The sequence below is a fragment of the Aquabacter cavernae genome (genome assembly GCF_003993795.1).
Taxonomy (GTDB): domain Bacteria; phylum Pseudomonadota; class Alphaproteobacteria; order Rhizobiales; family Xanthobacteraceae; genus Aquabacter; species Aquabacter cavernae.
The window spans coordinates 428,245-448,992 of sequence record NZ_RWKV01000015.1; the positions used below are offsets into that span (position 1 = coordinate 428,245).

Below are 20,748 nucleotides of genomic sequence, written 5' to 3' on the forward strand. Positions count from 1 at the left end.
ATGACGACCGACGCAGACCAGATCCCCGACCCACAGCGCAAGGCCCCCCTGGGCCTTTTCGCGGCCCTGCGCCGCGTGCCCCGCTTCGTGGCGTTCAAGGGCTTCTCCAGCCTCACCCGGCGCATCGTCCTGCTGAATCTGGCGGGCCTGTGCGCGCTGGTGTCGGGCATTCTCTATCTGTCGGAATTCCGCGCCGGCCTCATCGACGCGCGCGTCCAGAGCCTTTTGGTCCAGGGCGAGATCATCGCCGCCGCCATCGCCGCCTCGGCGCAGGTGGAGACCAATGCCATCACCATCGATCCCGAGCGGCTGCTGGAGCTGCAGGCGGGCGACAGCTACGGGCCGGACGAGGGCTTCTCGCCCCTGGAATTCCCCATCAATCCCGAGCGCGTCGCCCCGGTCCTGCGCCGCCTTGTGGGCCCCACCGGCACCCGCGCGCGCATCTATGACCGTGACGGGATGATGCTGCTGGATTCCCGCTCGCTCTATTCGCGCGGCGAGATCCTGCGCTTCGACCTGCCCTCGCCCACCGAGACCCCGCCCGGCCTGATGGAGCGCGCCTGGCGCGCGGCCCACAGCTGGATCGGCCGGGGCGAGCTGCCGCTCTACAAGGAGTTCGGCCCCCAGAGCGGCAAGGAATATCCCGAGGTGGCCTCAGCCGCGCTGGGCCAGAAGGCGAGCGCCGTGCGCGTGGACGAGCGCGGGCGCATCGTCGTCTCCGTGGCGGTTCCCATCCAGCGCTTCCGGGCCATCCTCGGCGTGCTGCTCCTCTCCACCCAGGGCGGGGAGATCGACCAGGCGGTGGAGGCGGAGCGCTTCGTCATCGTGCGCGTCTTCCTCGTGGCGGCGGCGGTGATGGTGCTGCTCTCCATCCTCCTGGCGGGCACCATCGCGGACCCCGTGCGCAAGCTGGCGGCGGCGGCGGAACGGGTGCGCCGGCGCACCAAGTCGCGCGTGGAGATCCCCGACTTCACCTCTCGCTCCGACGAGATCGGCCATCTCTCCGGCGCGCTGCGCGACATGACCAGCGCCCTCTATAACCGCATCGAGGCCATCGAGAGCTTCGCGGCGGACGTGGCGCACGAATTGAAGAACCCGCTCACCTCCCTGCGCTCGGCGGTGGAAACCCTGCCGCTCGCCAAGAGCGACACCTCCCGCGCGCGGCTGCTGGAAGTGATCCAGCACGACGTGAAGCGGCTCGACCGCCTCATCTCGGATATTTCCGATGCGAGCCGCCTCGATGCCGAGCTTCAGCGCCAGGAAGCGGACAGCGTGGACCTGAAGCAGTTGCTGGAGATGGTGGTGGGCATGGCGCAGGACGTGCGCCGTGACGACGGCGTCAGCGTCGCCCTGGACTTCGAGCGCGCGCCCGGCGCGCCGCAGGGCTTCACCATTCCTGGCCATGCCTCGCGCCTCGGCCAGGTGGTGGACAATCTCGTCTCCAACGCCCGCTCCTTCTCGCCGGAAGGCAGCACGGTGCGCGTCACTTGCCGCCGCCTCAAGACGGCCATCGAGATCCGGGTGGAGGACCAGGGTCCCGGCATCCGGCCCGACGCCATCGACCGCATCTTCGAGCGCTTCTACACGGACCGCCCCCACCAGGGCTTCGGGCAGAATTCCGGCCTCGGCCTCTCCATCTCCCGCCAGATCGTGGAAGCCCATGGCGGGCGGATCTGGGCCGAGAACCGCACGGAGCCGGACGGCGAAGGCGGCGAGAGGATTCTGGGGGCGCGCCTCACTGTGCGCCTGCCGAGCACATGAGCCCCGCCGGCCACGCCCCTTCAATCCACGCCTCCTGCGTGGCGCTGGACGGCGCAGGCGTTCTGATCCGCGGCCCCTCGGGCAGCGGCAAGTCCACCCTCGCCTTGCGGCTCATCCTCGATGCGCCCCGCAGCCTCCCCCCCGCCATGCTGGTGGCGGACGACCGGGTGCTGCTGGAAGCCCGCGACGGCCATCTTCACGCGAGCGCACCGGAGCCGCTCGCCGGCCTCATTGAGGCGCGCAATCTCGGCATCCGGCGGCTGTCCCCGGTTCAAAGCTGCCCGATCCGGCTTGTGATGGACCTTGCCGCCGCCGATGCCCAGCGCCTGCCGGAGCCGGTGCACGCACAGGTCATTCTTGAGGGAATTCCACTCTTTCGCATTGCGGTGCCACCCGGCGCGGATGGTGCGCTTCTGGTCGCGGCGTGGTTTGGAACTGAGATTTTTTAATCTCGCATGTGCTTTTGTGCGATGCACCCCTTGCGTAATTTTTGAGCCGCTCTGAATATGACGACCCCGCGACGGCGGATTGCCTCTGCACTCAACAGCGGAGGCGGAGGCAACATGATCGGTCTCGTACTTGTCACCCACGGCCGTCTGGCAACCGAGTTCTGCTCCGCTCTGGAGCATGTCATGGGACCGCAGGCGCAGGTCGCCGCAGTCACCATCGGTCCCGACGACGACATGGAACAGCGCCGCAACGACATCCTCGGCGCGGTGGCCCGGGTTCAGTCCGGACAGGGCGTGGTGATCCTCACCGACATGTTCGGCGGCACCCCCTCCAATCTCGCCATCTCCGTCATGAACGCGCCGGACGTGGAAGTGGTGGCGGGCATCAACCTGCCCATGCTGGTGAAGCTCGCCAAGGTGCGCAACGAACTGCCTCTCGCGGAGGCGGTGAACGTCGCCCAGGAAGCCGGGCGGAAATACATCAATGTCGCAAGCCGCGTACTCGCCGGAAAATGACGCGATCCTCGCCGCGTGCGGCGAGCCCGCCAAGGACGGCGCCCAGGTGCGCGTCCTGCCCATCATCAATAAGCGCGGCCTGCATGCCCGGGCCTCCGCGAAGTTCGTCCAGACCGTGGAGAGCTTCAACAGCGCGGTGAAAGTCTGCCGCAACGGCGAGGCCGTGGACGGCAATTCCATCATGGGCCTCATGATGCTGGCGGCGGCCCCCGGCACCACGGTGACCGTGAGCGCCACCGGCCCCGAGGCGGACGCGGTGCTCTCCGCCCTGGAAGCACTGGTGGCCAACCGCTTCGGCGAAGAAGAATAGCGCCCCAACCGCCACGCTTCGCCCATGTGCCCCCCGGAAGACACAATCCCGTGATCTTTTTCCGCTGAGACGTGACGATCCGTATCAAGGTCGAGACACACGCCATCGTGACGGGCATGCCGAGGCAGGATACTCCTTCTCTCCCTTTCCCGCCGGCTGCACCGCGCCGGAAGGTGCTGCTCGGCCTTTCGAGCAAGCTGCTGCTGCTCACCGTCCTGTTCGTGACCCTGGCCGAAGTGGCGATCTTCGTGCCCTCCCTCGCCAATTTCCGCCTGTCCTGGCTGTCCGACCGGGTGGCCGCCGCGCGCACCGCCGCCTTGGTGCTGGAAGCCGCGCCGGAAGACGCCGTGCCGCCGGAACTGGGCCGCCAGATCCTCGACAGCATCGGCGCCCAGGTGGTGGTCGTGAAGCGCGAGGATGCCCGCCGCCTCCTGGCCGTGTCGGACATGCCGCCCTCCATCGACCAGCATGTGGACATGCGCGACGTGCCCTTCTGGCGCGCCGTCATCGATGCGTTCGAGACCCTGTTCTCCCAGCACAACCGGGTGCTGCGCGTGGTGGCCGAGGCGCCGCGCGACGGCGACTTCCTGGAAATCGTCCTCGACGAGCGCCCCCTGAAGAAGGCCATGGTGAAGTTCGCGACCACCATCTTCGTGGTCTCGCTGGTGATCTCGGCGGGCGCGGGCCTGCTCATCTATGTGAGCCTCAACGCTTTGTTCGTGCGGCCCATGCGGCGGCTCACCGACTGGATGTCCGCCTTCCGGGAAGCGCCTGAGGATGCCTCCCGCATCATCGTGCCCTCGGGCCGCACCGACGAGGTGGGCACGGCGGAAGAGGCCCTGGCGGAGCTTCAGCGGGGCCTCTCCCAGACGCTGCTGCAGAAGACCCATCTGGCTGCGCTCGGGCTCGCCGTCTCCAAGATCAACCATGACCTGCGCAATCTGCTGGCCTCCGTGCAGCTCATCTCCGACCGCCTCATGGTGGTGGAGGATCCGACCGTCCAGCGCGTGGTGCCCAAGCTGATGGCGGCGCTGGACCGCGCCATCACCTATTGCGAACAGACGCTCTCCTACGGCCGCGCCCAGGAGCCCCTGCCGGAGCGGCGCGAAACGGACGTGGACGCCCTCATCGACGAGGTGCGCGACACGCTGGGCCTGACGGCGGACGGCCCGATCCGCTGGATCGCCTCCCTGGAACGTCCGCTGACCATGGATGCGGACCCCGACCAGATGTTCCGCGTGCTGCTGAACCTCACCCGCAACGCCAAGCAGGCTTTGGAGGCACGCGCGCCCAACAATCCCGACCGGGACCAGATCCGTGTCATCGCGCGCCGGCGCGGCACGGTGGTGGAGATCCAGGTGAGCGATACCGGGCCGGGCATCCCCGCCGGCCAGCGCGAGCAATTGTTCTCGGCCTTCCGCGGCTCCGCCCGGCGCGGCGGCACGGGCCTCGGCCTGCCCATCGCCGACGAACTGGTGCGGGCCCATGGCGGCGATATCCGCCTGGTGGAAGGCACCATCGGCGCCACCTTCCTCATGTCCATCCCCGATCGCCCCGCCGAGCTGCGCCAGGCGCGGGCCCTGCGCGCACGGGCCTGAAGGACGCTGAGAGCCTGATCCCGTCAGGTTGAATCAGCCTGACGGGTGAATCAGCCTCTGCCTCATTGATGGAGAGCGATTCACGCCCCATCTCGAAGCACCGGAGTGTTTCCAAATGGGGCGCTCGCACTCTGGCCCCTGTCCACAGCCATGCTGTTTTCTCTGCCGCGCGGGGTTGCCTTGGGCCGGAAGACAGGCTATCTCACGCGCCTCGCCGCCGCTTGGCAGGCGAGCCTTCTTCGATCCGGCTTCCCGGACGGAGACATCGGCGCCGGTAGCTCAGCTGGATAGAGCACCAGACTACGAATCTGGGGGTCGGGAGTTCGAATCTTCCCCGGCGCGCCATTCCCTTAAAAACCTTAGCGAGCTTCCGGCAACGATCCTCGGTTCGCTGAACCATCGGCGCGTCCCACGGTTTGCGCACGCAGGCGGCGTACCCCAGATTGGTCGCCCCCCTCTCGAGAGGGCGGACGACGCAATCAAGCGGGCCCCTTTGCCGGCGGCTTTCGCAGTGGAGCGCCAGATCAGACCGCTCGAGCCTGCTGTAGGCGACGTGCACTGCGAATCTATTCTCCGAAGAAGACGAATCGGCGGGAGAAGATGCAGCTTCCCATAGGGAAATACACTCTGATTTCCAGATGCATACAGAGCACAAATTGAAATGGCCGATTGACAGATACACAATGAGACCGGCATTATAATTTATTATATTTTATCAGATTATCGACTGGGCATTGCTTTCCTCGCGGTCGAAGACAATGATTCCGAGCAACGATCTGATGCTTCAAGTGTCGCAGGCATTCTTACGCCACGGCTACGGCAAGCTGACCATGGTCGAACTCGCCAAGGAGTGCGGCTTCACGCGGCGGGCCCTGTATTACTATTTCAACAGCAAAGAAGAAGCCTATCGGGCGACCGTCCGCCATGGCAATGCACAGGGCATTCAGCTGGGGTTCGAGGCCGGAGAAAGGATCCGGCGGGACGGCGGCAGTGCTGTTGAGATCATCAGCGAGATCATGAACATCCGATACGGCACCACCCGGCGGATCGTGCAGTCCTCACCCCATACGGTCGAGCTGAATGCCGTGGCCTTCATGACGTCCCGCGACATCATGATCGAATTCGCCATCTCGTTTCAGGACGACCTGGAGCGCCTCATCATATCGCTCGCTGAGGATGGCCTGCTGCGGCTGACCGGCGCCCTGTCGCCGAAACAGATCGCCCAGGCGCTTGCCGATGGTGCCCGAGGGGTCAATCAGGCCCTGCCGCCGCCGCCGCTCGCGGATCTCTCGGAGCGGTATCGCCTGATGTGCCAGACCATTCTTTTCGGCAGCGCAACGGCGCCCGGGCGCGATACCCGCTCGAAAGCATAACTTTCGTAACACCGGCGCGTGCTCTTCCTGCTCCCGCGCTGTTTCGGCCTATATCCCGAGACCATTCTTCAGCTACCTTCCCCATCGGCAAGGTTGATCGACGAAGGATGCCGGAGTCGTGGACGCCGTATCAGGACAACCGGCTGCTGCCGGCATTCCCTCCCTCGCGTCCGAGCCGGCAGCCCCGCAAGGGGCGGCTCTCATCGGCGCGCGCATGGATGCGCTGCCCGTCACGCCGCTGCACGGAGCCATCTTCGCGCTTTGCACCATCGGCCTTTCGGCGGATATCGCCGAAGTCGCCTTGAGCAATGTGCTGGTGGCGGTCTTCCTGGCCCCTCCTTACAATCTGGCCCGCTCCGATCTGTCCCTCCTCCTCGCCTCGGTCTTCGCGGGCGGCGCGCTGGGCGCGCCCCTGTTCGGGTGGCTGGCCGACCACCATGGCCGCCGGCTCGCGCTGCAGATCGCGCTGGTGATCATCGCCGTCAGCTCCATCGCCGCGGCGGCGAGCCAGGACGTCACCTCGATGACCATCGCGCGGTTCGTGTCGGGCCTTGCCATCGGGGGATATCCGCCCCTCACCGCCACCTACATGTCCGACATCCTCCCCCCGGCCCGGCGCGGCGCGCTCATGCTGGCGTGCGCCGGATTGGCCTTTCTTGGCGCACCGGCGGCGATCCTCGCCATGAAGGCGCTTTCGCCCATGACCTTCGGCCTGGAAGGATGGCGCTGGGTGCTGGCGGGCGGAGGCCTCGTCGCGACCATCCCGGCGGTGCTGCTGGGGCGCATGCCGGAATCGCCCCGCTGGCTGGCGGCGCGGGGGCGCGATGAAGAGGCCCTTCTGGCCCTGAAGCGCTTCGAGGCGGCGGCCTCAGGCCGCGCCAAGCCTTCAGCGCCCACCCTCGCCGCCTCGGAAGAGACGGGGGAGACGCACGCGCCCGAGCCGGGGCGCAACCGGCGCAGGTTCATGTTCCTCGCCTCGCTTTACGGATTGGGTCCCTGGGCGACGCTGGGCTTCCCGCTGCTGAGCGCCGCCGTGATGGTGCACAAGGGATTTTCCATCAGCGATTCCATCCTTTTCTCCGGCCTCTCCATGCTGGGGCCGGCTGTGGGCATCCTGGCCGCAGCCCCCGCCATCGACCTCCTGGACCGCCGCGCCGCGCTCGTGGTCACCGCCAGCGTGATGGTCTGCGCCGGCATCGCATTCGCGGCCACCACGGCCCTCATCCCGCTGGTTCTGCTGGGATTGATCTTCAATCTCGCAAGCGCGGTCTACAACGTAATCCTAGGCCTCTACGCAGCCGAGATGTTTCCCACCTCGCGACGGGCCTCCGCCACCGCGGGTGCCTGGGCCGTCGGCCGGCTCGTATCGATCTGCGTCCCCCTCGTGCTTCTGCCCCTGCTCACGGCCTCGGGACCGGCCGCCATGTTCGCCGTGATCACGGGCGCGCTGGTGCTCAGTCTCGGGCTCATCATCGTGCTCGGACCGACGGGCCGCGCCCGCCGCGCGCTCGCATGAGGGATCCCCCGAGACGCTGCGGCGCTGGCCGGGAAGCGCATTTCATATTGCACACATTCAGCAAATGTGAGAAACCTTGGCATTAGCTGCCCAGGTATTCCGTGGCGTTGATTGCTCAACCCTTGCGCGCAAGGGCATGCCGTTCGCCGTGCCGTTTCAGACAGTGTTGCGAACACTCAAAAGCCGATGATCCGCCGGGCCGCCCACGGGAGTAGACGATGCCCAGCGGCCCCTATGCGTCCATCGAAGCCGTCAAGCAGGCGTTCCTCGCGGAGCCCCTGACCTTTGCCGATGCGACCCACCAACTGCTGGCGCTGGCAGCTTCGGGCGATCTCGACTTTCAGGTCCAGGCCGCACTGGGGATCGCCTATCTCGTCGAGAATAATCCGCGTTCGCAGGGCGGGTCCTACGAGGCGGGCGTGACCCTGGTCGGGATCCTCAACGGCACATTTCCCGCCGGCGCCACGCCACCCGCCTATGCCTACGGAGTTCTGGCCGGCATTCTCGCGGCGCCCATCCCCAGCGTCTGGTGGGATGTCGAGACAAAGCTCGGGAACCTCGTCGGGCAGGATGCGGCCCAGGCCAATCTCGCCATCCAGGCACTCGCCGCCGCTTTCGACGCAGCCGATCGGGACTATCGAGAAGAACCCGCCCGCGAGATCGCCAACCTGATGAGTTCGGTGCCGCTCGGCATTGCCGATGTGGCCGCAGTGCTTGAAGGCCAGGTCCAGGGCGACAGCCTCTCGGCCGTGGACGCCATCGACATTCTCGGCCGTGTCGGAATTCTGTATGGCGGCCCGCTCGGCAATGCCGCTTTCGCTGCCGCTGCGGGCGCCGTCGCCGCCGAGGTGATCGACCTGGTCGCTGAGGATGAGATCGACGCCACCGCCGCCATCGCTGCGCTGGTGGCCTCGGCCCAGACCCTTGCGAGCCTCGCCTCCCAGGGCGGCGGGCCGGGCGCCCTGCAATATCTCATCGCCATCGCCGGCGCGGAGCCGGACCTGTTCGACGTCGCCGGGGCGCAACTGGCGCCTCTGGTCTCCCTCGACTCGTCCACCCCCGGCACGCAGGTTCGCGCGCAGGATGCCGTCACCGCGGTCAACGCGGCGCGGCTGGCCGGGCAGATCACGGCATCGGAGGCTGTCTCCCTGTTGGCCGGGATCGCGAGCGCGCCCGGCATACCCTGGCATTTCTCCACCGATCCGCTCCACATCGTCGGAAATAGCGTGCGCGGGTTCGTCGCGAACGGGACGCTGACGGCGGCGCATGCCGTCGCGGCCATCGAGGCCGCGATCACCGGCTTCGGGCTCACGCCCGATGCAGGCGTCACCGTGCTGCTCGGCATCGGGGCGAACGGCGAATACCTGCTCCGGAACAACATGTTCCAATATGTGGGCAACGACGCGCTGATGGCCGCCGCCGCCGGGGCGCTGACCACCCTGCTCGATGCGAGCCCGGGCCTGTCGGCCGCCAGCATTGCGGAGGATCTGGCGCGGGCCTTCCTGTCCGATTCCAGCGCCCTCGTGCTGAAGATTTTCGCCCAGGCCGCCCTCGCGGCGGGCGATGCGCCGGTTCATGCCACGCTCGGCGCGGCGCTGGGATTGGCGGCGGAAGCCGGCAGCCGTGACATCGAGAACATGCCCCTGACCGCCGCCACCGCGCTGGCGGCCATCGGCGACCGCGTGGTGGCGAATGCCAGCGGGGGAAGCGACGAGGCCGTCACGCTCCTGATCGGGTTCGCCGGCGCCACGACAGACGCGAAGAGCGAAATCCTGGCCGGGCGCGAGTTGGTGCGCGTCCTCGGGGTCAACACGCCCGCCGTGGACAGCGTGGCGGAGGTCCTGGCGGCCGTCGCCTCCCATGCCTTGAGCGGCGGGCAGGCGACCCTGCTGCTGGCGGGGCTGGCGACGGCCTCCAACACCACCGGACAGGTCGCCGCCTGGAACGGGCTCGCGTCCCTTCTCTCCGACGATCTGGCGGACCTCGCGGTGCTTGCCGCCGCGATCGGTGGGCCCGGCGCTCCGCTCGGATATGACGAGGCCTTCACGCTTCTGATCAACCTTCAGACAGTGGCGACCGCCGAGGTCGCCGCTGCGCTCGTGGACGAGATTTTCGCAATCGCGCTCCAGAGCCCGGCCCAGGTGGATCGTGCCGTCGCGATCATTCTCGCGGCGGTCGAGACGGCCGGCCAAAATCTCTCCGGCGCCGAGAAGGAAGCCGCTCAGGCCAGCGTCGCAGCGGTCGCTGCCGACCAGATCGCCGCCCTTGTCGCGCAGACCCCGCTCACGCCGGAAGGCGCCGTGGCGGCTGTGGCGAGCGCGATCGGGAACGGAACGCTCAGCCCCCTCCGGGCCGTCGCCGCGCTCGCCAATCTCCAGGCGGCCGGTCTCGACGGCGCCCTCATCGCAGATGCACTTCAAGCGCTGATCGATGACGCGGTCATTTCAGCCCGGCAGATGGTCCTGGGGCTGTTGGCCCTTCAGGTGCCCGGCGCCTCGGCGGCCCTTCTGGCCGCATTGGCGAGCGAGATCGAAACCCTCCTGACCACGCCGGCGAATTTCGCCGAGACGGCCGGGCTCGGCACCACCGCCCAGGTGCTCCAGGTCACCAGCCTTGTCGCGGCATTGTTCGACACGGACCCGACAGCCGCGCAGGCCGTGCTCGATGCGCTCCCGGACCAGTTCGCGGGGGGCAACGACATCCATGCCGAGCGCGCCTCGCAATTCCTGCTGTTTCTCTATGGCGAAGGTGGGAGCGCCGCGACCGGGACGCTCCCGTCCATGGTCGAACTGGCAAGCACCGCCCCGTTCTACCTCTCCATATTCACGCGCCAGCTGGGTGCGACCATCGATCTGGGAGAACTCTCGCCCGCCGCCGCCGTGACCCTGTTGGAAGCGCTTCTTCCCGTTCAGCCGGTGGTCATCCTCGGGCAGTTCGCGGACCTGATCGTCGATGGACGCCTGAGCGTGGCGCAGCTCCATGCCGAGATCGCGCAAGGCAGGATCACGGCCTCCGATGCGTTCGAGATCCTCAGCGACATCATTCCGCGCGCGAGCGAAGCGGTGCGGGCGGCGGCCATTGAGGAACTCACCGCGCTTATCGCCGATGATGCCGGGTTCAGCGAAGCCGGGCTGGCCATCTTCGTGACGCTCGCGGGCAGCGCCGATCCGGCGAGGCGCGAAGCGGGATATGCCGGCATCGACGCGCTCGCGCAGATGCCGGGCCTGGGCGCGGCGGCGTTCGAGGCGCTTCTGCCCCTCCTCAATGCCAGCAACACCCTTGTGGTTGCCGACGCGAAGGCGGGCCTTCTCTCGCTCTTCGCCGAGGGAAGGCTCACCGCCAGCGAGGCCACCGCCATCCTCGGCGCGCAGCTCATGGCCGGCAGCCCGGTCATCAGCCAGCAGCAGGCGCTGGACACGCTGGTGGCGCTCTCACATGTGGATGCCCCCTTCATCCATGCCTATCTGAAGAACATCGCCAATATCGGCCTGGGTGGCGTCACGGACACGGACGTCATCATCGCCCTGGCCGACGGCCTCAGCGGCCGTCTATCGGACAGCATCCCGGCCGCCGGCGCGATCATCGAGGTCGCCAGCCTGAACGCCCTCTCGCCGGCCGCCCTCGCCGACGCCGTCGCTCAAGCCCTTCTGCTGTCCGGGGCCGAGAAGGCCGCCCTCCTCGCGGAGATCGGCGGGCTTACGGGCATGACGCTGGCCTATGGCGACGAGATCGCGGCCCGCATGTATTCCCTGGCCGCGCTCGGCGATGTGATGGGCAACGGGCTCGGCCAGCTGAGCCGGCAGGGCGCCGTGGAAATCGTGCTCGGCACATATGCCGATGGGTCCCGATCATCCGCCATCGCCGCTCTCGACAGCCTGATCCAGGCCGGCAAGCTCAGCGCGGCGGATGTGGCTGACGCTCTCATCCATCTGGCCGTTTCCGCGCAATGGCCGGTGGAAGACGCCATCGAAACGCTGGTGGGCATCGCCCATGGCTCGGGATCCCCGGACATCCTCGCGGCAACGGCCCTGGGGATCGCGGATGCCATCACCGGTGGCACCATGTCGAGCGTCGGCACCCTGACTGCCGCCGATATCCTGGAGGGCCTGAACGCGGCTTTGGCCCAACAGGTGCTGACGCCCATGCAGGCGTTCGCGCTGGTGGAGAAGGCCCTGCTGCTACGCCTCGCGCAGGTGGAGGCTTTCGGTCTCACGGGTCCCGCCTTTGTCCAGGCGACGGAAACGCTGGCGACGGCCGTCAATGACGAACTCGCCTATCTGTCGTCCCACGGGCTTACCGTGGACGGCATCGTCACGGCCCTGGCCCTGGCCTCGGCGGGCGCCACGCAGCCGCAGCTCATCGCCATCGGCGCGCAGATCGTCGCGATCGCCTCGGCTACGCTGACGCCCGCCGCCATCGCGGCCGATATCGCGTCCGCCATGGACGGTTCGACCGGGATCACGGAGGTCCAGGCCGCCACCATCCTGGTGTTCACCGCCATCGCGGGCGGGGAAGCGCTGCAACTGGAAGCCGGCCGCGCCATTGGCGCGCTTTATATGGGCGGGTCCCTCTCGGCCGCTGAACTGGCCATGGCGATCGATCAGCCCGCTTATACCGGGATCGTGTCGCCCCAGCAGGATCTGGCCTTGACCCTGGGCGTGATCTCGGCCGGCGGCGCGGCGGCGGTGGGCGCCATCATCAGCCATCTGCGTGTCCTGCTGACGCTCCCTGTCCTGGCGAGCGAGATCGCCGACGCGGTCGCCGCCGACACAATCACCGCCGTCCAGGCCATGGACGCGGCCGCCGCCGTGGCGGTCTCCTCCGGCGAGGTCGCGACCACGGTCGCCATCGCGGAGGCTCTGTTCGCCAATGGCGAGATGACGCCGGCCGAAGCGGTCGCCGCTCTCGGGCCGTGGGTCGGCCCCGGTTTCTTTCCCGCCGACGTCGCCCTGCAAGTGGCCCTGGCGCTCTCGGCCGGGGAAACGCTCGCGAACATCACGGCCATAGGGCTTCAACTCGGCGAATGGCTGGCGGCGGGCACGCTGACGGAAAGCCAGCTCTCGGACGGGCTGTTGCGGGGCTTCATCGGGGATCCCCCCGGCACCGCCCCGGTCATCACCCTTGCCGAAGCACTCAACATCCTGCTGGGCGTTGCGTCCGACACGAGCCCGGCAGCCATCGCAGCCGGCGTGCCGGAGATCGGCAGCCGATTGTTCGCCGTGCTGAGCGAGACAGGCGACGTGATGCAGACGATCGCGTTGATCGACGCATCCCTCGCGGCCGGCACCCTCTCCGGCAGCGCGGCCGCCGAGCAATTGATTACCCTTGCGGACGGGCGCGGCGATCTCGCGAGCATCGCCATCGCCACCGCTTTGGTGTCTCTGGTGTCCGAGGGCCATCTGGGGAGCAATCCCGGGAACGGCTTCTTCCTGCTCCAATCGGCCCTTCTGACGGCGGTGGAGGCCGAAACCCTGGACAGCGCCCGTGCGGTGTTCCTCGGAGCACTGGCGCTGCAGGGGCCGCCGGAATCCGGCAGTCCGGGCTCCCTCGTCTTCCAACTGGTCAATGGCGGCGCGATTTCCGCAAGCGATGCAACCGCACAATTGGTGGCCGCCACGCTTGCGGCGCCCCAGACCCTTCCGGTCTCCACGGTCGCGACCTTGCTGGCTCAGTTCGCCAATACCCCGCCGGTCTCCGGGGAGCTGCCGCCCCTTGTCGCCGCCAGCGTGGCGAGCCTCGAAACCTTGATGGAGAGCGGAGCGCTCGCCCCAAGTTTCTTCGCCTCTCCTTCGGACGCGAAGCTGCTGGCCGAAATCCTTGATCTGGTCGATGCCCGGCTCGCATCGGCGCCGAGCGCGGGGCTGGAGGCCCTGCGGGACAGCCTCTACACCACGCTCCTTTCCTTGCCGGATGCCAGCATCGTGGCGGGCGTCGAGGCGGCCATGACCGGCGGCCTGATGACGCTCGCGCACGGCTTGAGCATGCTGATCGAACTCGTCGCGCGCGGGGACGCGAGCCTCGATGCGGCGATCATCGCGACGCTTGTCTCCCTGCTCGACCGCGAGATCGCGACGACCCTCCAGGTCGCCGACGCCTTTGCCTCCGCTGAGAATGGGATCGTCCGCCTGGCCGGAATGATCGATCCGGCGGCACCGGCAGCCGAACTGACTGCGGCGCTCGCACGCCTGCTGTCCGACACCTTGACCTCCGGCGCGACGGCAGCTGCCACCGCCGGCGATATCGCCGACGCGGTCGGCAATGGACCTGCCCTCACCGCCGCCCAGGCGGTGCTCGCTTTGGCGATGTTCGGGCAGGTCGGGTCGGCCGATGTCACCCATGCGGGCGCCGTCGCCATGGCCGGCCTCGTCTCCGCCAACGAGATCACGCAAAGCGATGCGCTGACAGGCGCCGCGCAGGTGCTCCTTGCGGCGGCGACCACTGAGGCACAACTGGGAGGCGGGGCGCTGATCGCCGCCTTTCTTGGCGCGCGCGGCCATGACGCGGACGGGATCGTCGCGGCCATGGTGGCGACGGCCGGAACCGGCGTTTCGCGGGAGGATGCGGTTCGCATTCTGGCCCTGCTGACGGCGACGCAGGACCCGGACCTGCGGGATCCCGCCGCCCCGGTGGTGTCCGACGCCGCCATCGCGCAGGGGCTGCTCGACCTTGCCCCCGGGTTGCCCTCCCTCACCCTCGCCCAGGCCCTGGCCGCGCTCACGGCGGTGCCGCTCGCCAGTGTCACCGATACCCTGGACATCCTGATCGCCGTGGCGGCTCTCGGGACCGTCGAGGCCCAGATTGCCGCCGGGCATGCGACGGCCACCGTCTCCGGCACGTTCCTCCCCCAGGCGCTGGGCGATGTCATCGACGACCTCGCAACCGCCCGGCAGATCCACTTTGTCCTCGGCCTCTCCTCCGGCGCGCCGGCGCTGGCCGCCGAAGTCGCGGTCCGGCTGGACTTCCAGGCACCGGCGCACGCGCTCGCGGCCACGCTCATCACCGCGCTCCAGCAGGGCGCGGTGACCCAATCGGCCGCGCTCGCTTTCCTGGTGGACTTCGCCAACGCCACGCTCCCGGGGTCCACCACGTCGCCCGCCGGCAGCGGGGATTATGCGGACCTCGCCTTCCTCATCGCCCGCGTCGCCGTCAATGAGAGCGGGCTGCAAGGGGCCGGAGTGGAGGCCATTGCCGGCATGGTCGCGCGCGGGCTGATCGCGCCCACCCAGATCTTCACCGGCATCGACGCCGGCATCGCGCAAGGCACCCTCTCCGTGCCTCAGGCAGCTATCCTGCTGCTGAACGCGCTGCCGGTCCTTCCCTCCACCGATATCGCCATCGCCACCAAGCTGTCCGCGCTCCTGGCCGGCGCGGACCTCTTCGCCGCCATCAACGACGCCGTAACAAGCGAGCATGTCGGCCCCGCCGAGGGCATGCGGCTCTACGCCATCGTCGCCGCGCTCAACGGCGCCACCACGGAGGACGCCGCCGCCGCCATGGTGGCGCTTCTCGCCCCGAGCGAACCGCCCGGCACGACGGTCATGCAGGCCATCGATGCCATCAAGGACCTCGGGGACGCGGCGGTCCCGGATGCGGCCACCGCCATTGCCGCGCTCGTCCGCGCCCTGGTCGCGACCGGCGAAGTGGATGCCGGGCAGGCCGTCGCGCAAGTCCTCGCTTCGGGGGCGTCCTTGCCGGAGGGCGAGACAACACAGATCCTGATCAAGCTGGGCGTCAGCGCGGACCCCTCCCTCTCGGCAGCGGCCGCAGCAGCCTATACAAATGACGGATCGGCGCTCGCGAATGCGGTGGCGGCCGGCGTCATCGATGGCGTGCAGGCCGCGCAATTCGCAGCCACCGTCCTCGTCAATCACGATCCCCAGCTTCCCGCGCTCTCGCTCACCCTCTCGCTCGGCGCGCAACTCGCCTCCCTCGTGGGACCCGGGCTCGCCATCGGGACCGCGCTCGCCGCCATCGCATCGGCGGGCACGCCCGATGTCGCCCTCCGGCTCTTCGCCGCCATCGTCATCGCGGACCCCGACCACGATGGCGCCGCGCTGGCGGCGGCCCGGAACCTCCTCTCGCCCGGAACCCTCACGCTCGATCAGGCCATCGCCACGCTGGGGCAATTCCTCATTGAGGCCAACGACCAGGCGGTCGGGCGGCTAATCTTCGAACTGGCCGCGGGCTCGGTGTCGGACGGCGCGGCCGGTCAGGTCATATCGCTCGTGGACCAGGGCCGGATCAGCCTCGATGCGATCCTGCCCGACCTGCAGGCGGCGCGCGAGGCGGGCGGGAACGCGGCGCAGATCGCAGCCATCATTCTCGGTATCGCCGGTGCGCCCAATCTGCCGACCCGCATGGCCTTCGAGCCGGACACGACATTCTCCTATCGCGACCTGGGGCGGTTCCTGGCGTCTCCCCTCGCGGCCCTCACCGACCCGGCGGCCGCGGCCGTGGCCATTGCCGAATTCGCCGCCGTCGCGGACGCGGCCCTGGCGGGCGGACAGATCGACGAGGCGCAGTTCGCATTCCTCCTGGCGAGTTTCGCCGCCCTGGACGGGGTGGGGCCCTATGCGGTGCTGGCGGCCGCCGACCAGCTGAGCGCGCTGCTGGGCAACGCAAGCCTGAGCACGACGGACTTCGTCTCCGCCATGACCCGCTTCGCCCATGAGACCGAGGATCCCATCGGAAAGCTCATCCACCTGCTCGTGAATATGTCCGAGCTGGGCCTGGGGAGCGCTGTTGCCGCCATATCGGCGCTCGTGAATGCCGAGCACATCACGGCTGCGGCTGCGGTGGGCGCCGTCCATGAAATGTCCGGCACGACCCCGTCAGGCATCGCTCCCGGCCTCGCTTTGGCACCGGAAGCTGCCGCGCAATTCCTGCTGCGCCTCACCCTCCAGGGCAGTGGTCCGGTCCAGGGCGCCGCTCTCGCCCAGCTGGTCGCCGATATGGCGGGCGGAGCGCCGGAGGTGGGTGACGGGATCACCGGCGCGATCCAGGCGGGGTGGCTGACATCGCTGGGCGCGCTGGAGGTCACGGCGCAATTGCTCGCGGCGGCGACCTCCGATCCGGCCGGCACCTTCGGCACATGGGCCATGTCCCATCTCGCCGCCTTCCACTCGGATGCGCATCTGACCGGACCTGAGGGCGCGGCGATCTTCCTGAGCGCGCTCGCGACGTCAGGACCGACCGGGCATGGGCAGATCCTGGACATCCTGCTCGCGCTGCCGGACGGCATCGACGCCATCCACCATGCGCTCATTGCCGACCCGGCCCTTGCCGCGCCCGCCATCGATGTGCTCCTCAGTATCGCCGGGGACCCCCGGTTCGGCGTGGCGACGAGCGCTGCGGCGCTCGCCGAAGCGCTGGAGATCCTTCACGACGGCGCCCTGACCCCGGCCGAGATGGCCGCGTTCGCTGCCGCCGGCGGCCATTACGAAACCCTTCGGGCCGCCATTCTCTCCGGCACGCCGGACGAGGCGACCAAGGCCATCTTCACGGCGGATTACGTGGCGCAGTTCCGGTTGCCGGGCGATCCCCTGCTGGCGGATACATGGCTGTCCGGATCCGACGCCCAGGTGGCCCTCGACTATTTCAAGGTCACGCATGGGCTGATGACCATCGCCGAAGCGGCAGAGGACCTGATCGCCTTTGCGACCGCGAGCGGCGTGTCCATCGACGAGGCGCTCCTCAATCTCAGCCGCATGTTCGGGCCGGGCGATACGGCATCCGCGGACGCGGTGCGGGGCTATCTGATCGACCGCATCGAAAGCGGCGATCTCGTGCACGACCTCGCGGCGCACATGCAGGCGGCCGGCAATGCGCTGTCCATGAGCGCGGCCCTCAGCCGGTTCTTCCCCTCCGCGCTTTCCGACTACGCCCATGACCGGGACACCTATACGGACCAGTTCGTGGCCGAGGCCTATCTGCTGGCCCAGATCAATGCCGGCCTGCCGTTGAACGTGTCGGCCTTCAAGCCTTTCGCCACCCTCACGGTCGCTCCGGGCGAGCAATATCAGGTGCCTGGCCCCCTCGACCGGGTCTCGCTCGGTCTCGAACGCGCGCTTGGCCATCTGATCGAGGCGCCGGACACCAGCGCCGCCGTCAAGGCGGAAGCCCAGGCGGCACTGGGCCAGCGCGTGTTCTACGGACAGACGGCGATCGGCGTGGTCGATTACCTGACCGATCGCTCCAATCCGAATTTCTGGACCGTTGATCTCCCGGCCGCGCTCGCCCTCCTGGAGGAGCAGGCCGATCTCGCACGGACGGCCAGCAGCGATTCAGACCCCGAGCTGGAACGCCAGATCACCCTCGCCCGGTTGTTCATCAGCGACAGTGCGGGCGTCGGACGGACGAACCCCGTCAACGGGGCCCTTGTGGCGTCCAACCTGCGGGCCCAATTGCTGTCGTCCACGTATGCGGACGACATGGTCGCCGGGTTCGGCGCACTGCTATCGCTTCCCAGCAGTTCCTTTGGCCGCCAGCAGCTTCTTGTATCCGTGCAGGACTACATCACACATGGATACTTGTCCGCCCATGCCAGCGACCTCCTGAGCGACATTGCCCATCTCTCCAACCCGCAGTCATCCGGGCATCAAACGACCCAGGACAAGCTCTATCAGCTGCTATCGACGGGCTATTCAAAGACGCAGGGGATGCAGAATGTCCTCGGCGTCATCCACGACGACATCGCCACTGATCCCCGGAGCGTCCAAGGCTATATCCGGCTGGCGGCAGCGCTGGATTCCGGCTCGGTGTCCGGCTCGCTCGCCGAGAATCTCCTGGGGATCAGCGGCCTGACGCTCACGGCCGCATCCATCGGCTCGAAACTCGCCCTCTGGGGCCTGTCCCAGAATGCCGTCTCCGGCGCCCTGGGCGAGGGCATGACCGATACATTGCGAGGCGCCTTCCAGATCGCCGGCGCGAGCGCGGGCCTCATCAGCGCGACCATGTTCGATAGCGGTCAGGCAGCGGTGGACAATGCCAGCGCGGCGCTGCCCAACCTGCTGGATTTCGGCAATGCGGTGAAAAACGGCGACATGGCGGGCATCCTGTCCGCCTCCGGCGAGCTGGTGCGCGACTATTACAAGATTACCACCGGTTTCGACCTCTATATCGCGGCGGATCTGGTGGAGAGCCTCGGATTCTTCCTCGGCGACCTCGCGACCGGGGACGTGGACGCCCTCCACTACGACATCACGCGACTGGGAAACCATTTCGTCGAATTGTTCCGATCAAACGTCTATGTGGGAATCATCGCGGAAAACCTGATCGAATACTCCGACACGATCAATTCCGCTCTACACCAGCTCGGATCCGGCCTGGAAATGGTGCTCGATGATGTCGTGTCCGGCGTCGCTTATCTCGCCGATACCGGCGATGACATCCTCGATTTCGTGCGCAACATCTTCGGCATCGACGGCTATATCCAAGGCGCGACAGTCTTCGCCGACAGGAACCTCAATGGCGTCCAGGATGCCGGAGAAGTCAGCGCCACAGCCAATGCGAGCGGAGGCTACACGCTCGTCAACCCGGTCGGCCGGATCACCCTGACGGGCGGCATCGACACGGCCACGGGCCTCGCCTTCACCGGCATCCTGACGGCGCCGGCGGGCTCCACGGTTCTCACCCCTCTCACCACGCTCATTTCCGAGATCGCGACGCCGGGAGATTCCAATCCCATCGCCGCCGAGACGACCCTCTCCACTGCGCTCGGCCTTGCCTCCGACATCGACCTGATGCGCTTCGATCCGGTCGCGGAAACGCTCGCGGGCGATGCCGACGCCAGGACGGTGCTGGCGGCCAATTCCATGGTCCTCAACACCATGACCCTGTTGCAGGCCGCCGGCGCCGCCGACCCGGCCGGCCTCATGGCGGGGCGGATCGCCGCCGGCGCCGGTCTCGATCTCACCAACGCCGATACGCTGCGCAACCTCGCCGCCGAAGCGGGCATCGGAGCCGCCGCAAGCGCCGCCGTGGTGGCCCTCGCCGCAGCGTCCAACGCGCTGGCGGCCCAGGCCGTGTCCGCCCAGATGGATGCGGCCACATTCCTCAGGACCGTGTTCGCCATCAACATCGACACCCAGGGCACAGCGGCGGCGGCGATCAGGGCGGCGGGAGAGGATGCGGGCGCACTCGATGCGGCCATGGCCGCCCATACCGGCGCAGCCCTGGACCAATTGGTCACCGACAATCTTTCCAGGGTCGGGTCGCTCTACCCCACGGGCCATGTGGACGCCGGCATCTCCTTGCAGGCGACCCTGGACGGGGATGGCATCGAACTCCTGTTCGATCCCTCTTACTCCGTCCCCGGCCACTGGGTGAGGTTCGAAGCCCTGGACTCGCTGCTTCCGGCGGGCGCGACCCTGCTGGTCTACGCCGTGGATGCGGCCGGCAACCTCGTGAACCGCGCCAGCCACGCCGCCGGCGCCGATGTCATCCTGGATATGGCCACCCTCGCCACGATCGGTGTCGTCTCGGACGATCACGGCAACCACATCCTCCTTGGCCGCCAGTCCGTCTACCTGAGCGCGGGCGAGCAACTGCGCTTCGCGGTTCTCAATGGCAGCGGCGTGGTGGATCGGTCGCCGGATGTGGAGATCCTTGCGCACACCGATGGCTCCTTGCAGCTGGATGTGGCGGGACTGCGCGTCCACGCGATCACCAACAACCTGCTGTCCGACAGCGCGGAACTCGCCGAATTCCAGCGGGATAGCGGCCAGCCGCTGCTGTTCCTGCAACAGGGCGATACCCTGAACGTGGAACTGGTAGGCAGTTCCGCCAACACCAACACACTGGGCTTCGTGCAGATCGATGTGGACGCGGCCACCGGAGCCTGGAGCGTGGGTGGGGAGGCTTATGCCGACACCGATGCCTTCCACCGCGCGGTCATCGCTGAGTTGGACGGCGGCTTCGCCGCGGCCCATGGCGGCTCCTTCAGCGACACCACCACATGGACCGTTTCCGGCACCACGGGCTATTACGCCCCGGTCCTGATGACCCCGTCCGGCCATACGTTCGTGGTCGGCACCGCGAATGCCGGGGGATTGGACTATATCCGGATGTTCGGCGAGAACACTTTCGGCTTCGAGGACCTCGCTTACGATCAGGGATCCGACTTCGACTATAACGACATGGTCATGCGGCTGACGCCCGTTTCCGGACAATTGACGGCGGTGTGAGGGAGGCGAGCTGGCCCCGCCGAGAAATCACACGGTTATTT

8 protein-coding genes and 1 tRNA gene are annotated in these 20,748 nt (G+C 68.0%); all 9 read left to right on the top strand.

Going from position 1 to position 20,748, the window contains the following annotated elements; translation table 11 throughout:
* The 9 genes from EJJ38_RS15305 to EJJ38_RS15345 all read left to right on the top strand — a co-directional run bounded on the left by EJJ38_RS15305 (position 1) and on the right by EJJ38_RS15345 (position 20,707).
* Complete coding sequence (locus EJJ38_RS15305; RefSeq protein WP_127090981.1) at positions 1 to 1,761, top strand: sensor histidine kinase; 1,761 nt, start codon at positions 1 to 3, stop codon at positions 1,759 to 1,761.
* On the top strand, positions 1,758 to 2,210 hold the full coding sequence (locus tag EJJ38_RS15310) for an HPr kinase/phosphorylase (RefSeq protein WP_127090982.1): 453 nt from the start codon (positions 1,758 to 1,760) through the stop codon (positions 2,208 to 2,210). Before EJJ38_RS15305 ends, EJJ38_RS15310 begins: the two co-directional genes overlap by 4 nt.
* Positions 2,211 to 2,324: 114 nt before the next feature.
* Complete coding sequence (locus EJJ38_RS15315) at positions 2,325 to 2,726, top strand: PTS sugar transporter subunit IIA (RefSeq protein WP_127090983.1); 402 nt, start codon at positions 2,325 to 2,327, stop codon at positions 2,724 to 2,726.
* Positions 2,695 to 3,036, top strand: a complete 342-nt coding sequence (locus EJJ38_RS15320; RefSeq protein WP_127090984.1) for an HPr family phosphocarrier protein — start codon at positions 2,695 to 2,697, stop codon at positions 3,034 to 3,036. Before EJJ38_RS15315 ends, EJJ38_RS15320 begins: the two co-directional genes overlap by 32 nt.
* A gap of 173 nt (positions 3,037 to 3,209) precedes the next feature.
* On the top strand, positions 3,210 to 4,634 hold the full coding sequence (locus EJJ38_RS15325; protein ID WP_245454264.1) for a sensor histidine kinase: 1,425 nt from the start codon (positions 3,210 to 3,212) through the stop codon (positions 4,632 to 4,634).
* A gap of 268 nt (positions 4,635 to 4,902) precedes the next feature.
* Positions 4,903 to 4,979: transfer RNA gene (locus tag EJJ38_RS15330), tRNA-Arg, on the top strand.
* 434 nt (positions 4,980 to 5,413) lie between these two features.
* Positions 5,414 to 6,007 (top strand): TetR/AcrR family transcriptional regulator, encoded by a 594-nt coding sequence (locus tag EJJ38_RS15335; RefSeq protein WP_164738525.1) that lies wholly within the window; start codon positions 5,414 to 5,416, stop codon positions 6,005 to 6,007.
* 118 nt (positions 6,008 to 6,125) lie between these two features.
* Complete coding sequence (locus EJJ38_RS15340) at positions 6,126 to 7,523, top strand: MFS transporter (RefSeq protein WP_127090986.1); 1,398 nt, start codon at positions 6,126 to 6,128, stop codon at positions 7,521 to 7,523.
* Between the two features lie 218 nt (positions 7,524 to 7,741).
* Positions 7,742 to 20,707 (top strand): DUF4114 domain-containing protein, encoded by a 12,966-nt coding sequence (locus EJJ38_RS15345; RefSeq protein WP_127090987.1) that lies wholly within the window; start codon positions 7,742 to 7,744, stop codon positions 20,705 to 20,707.
* Positions 20,708 to 20,748 lie beyond the last annotated feature (41 nt).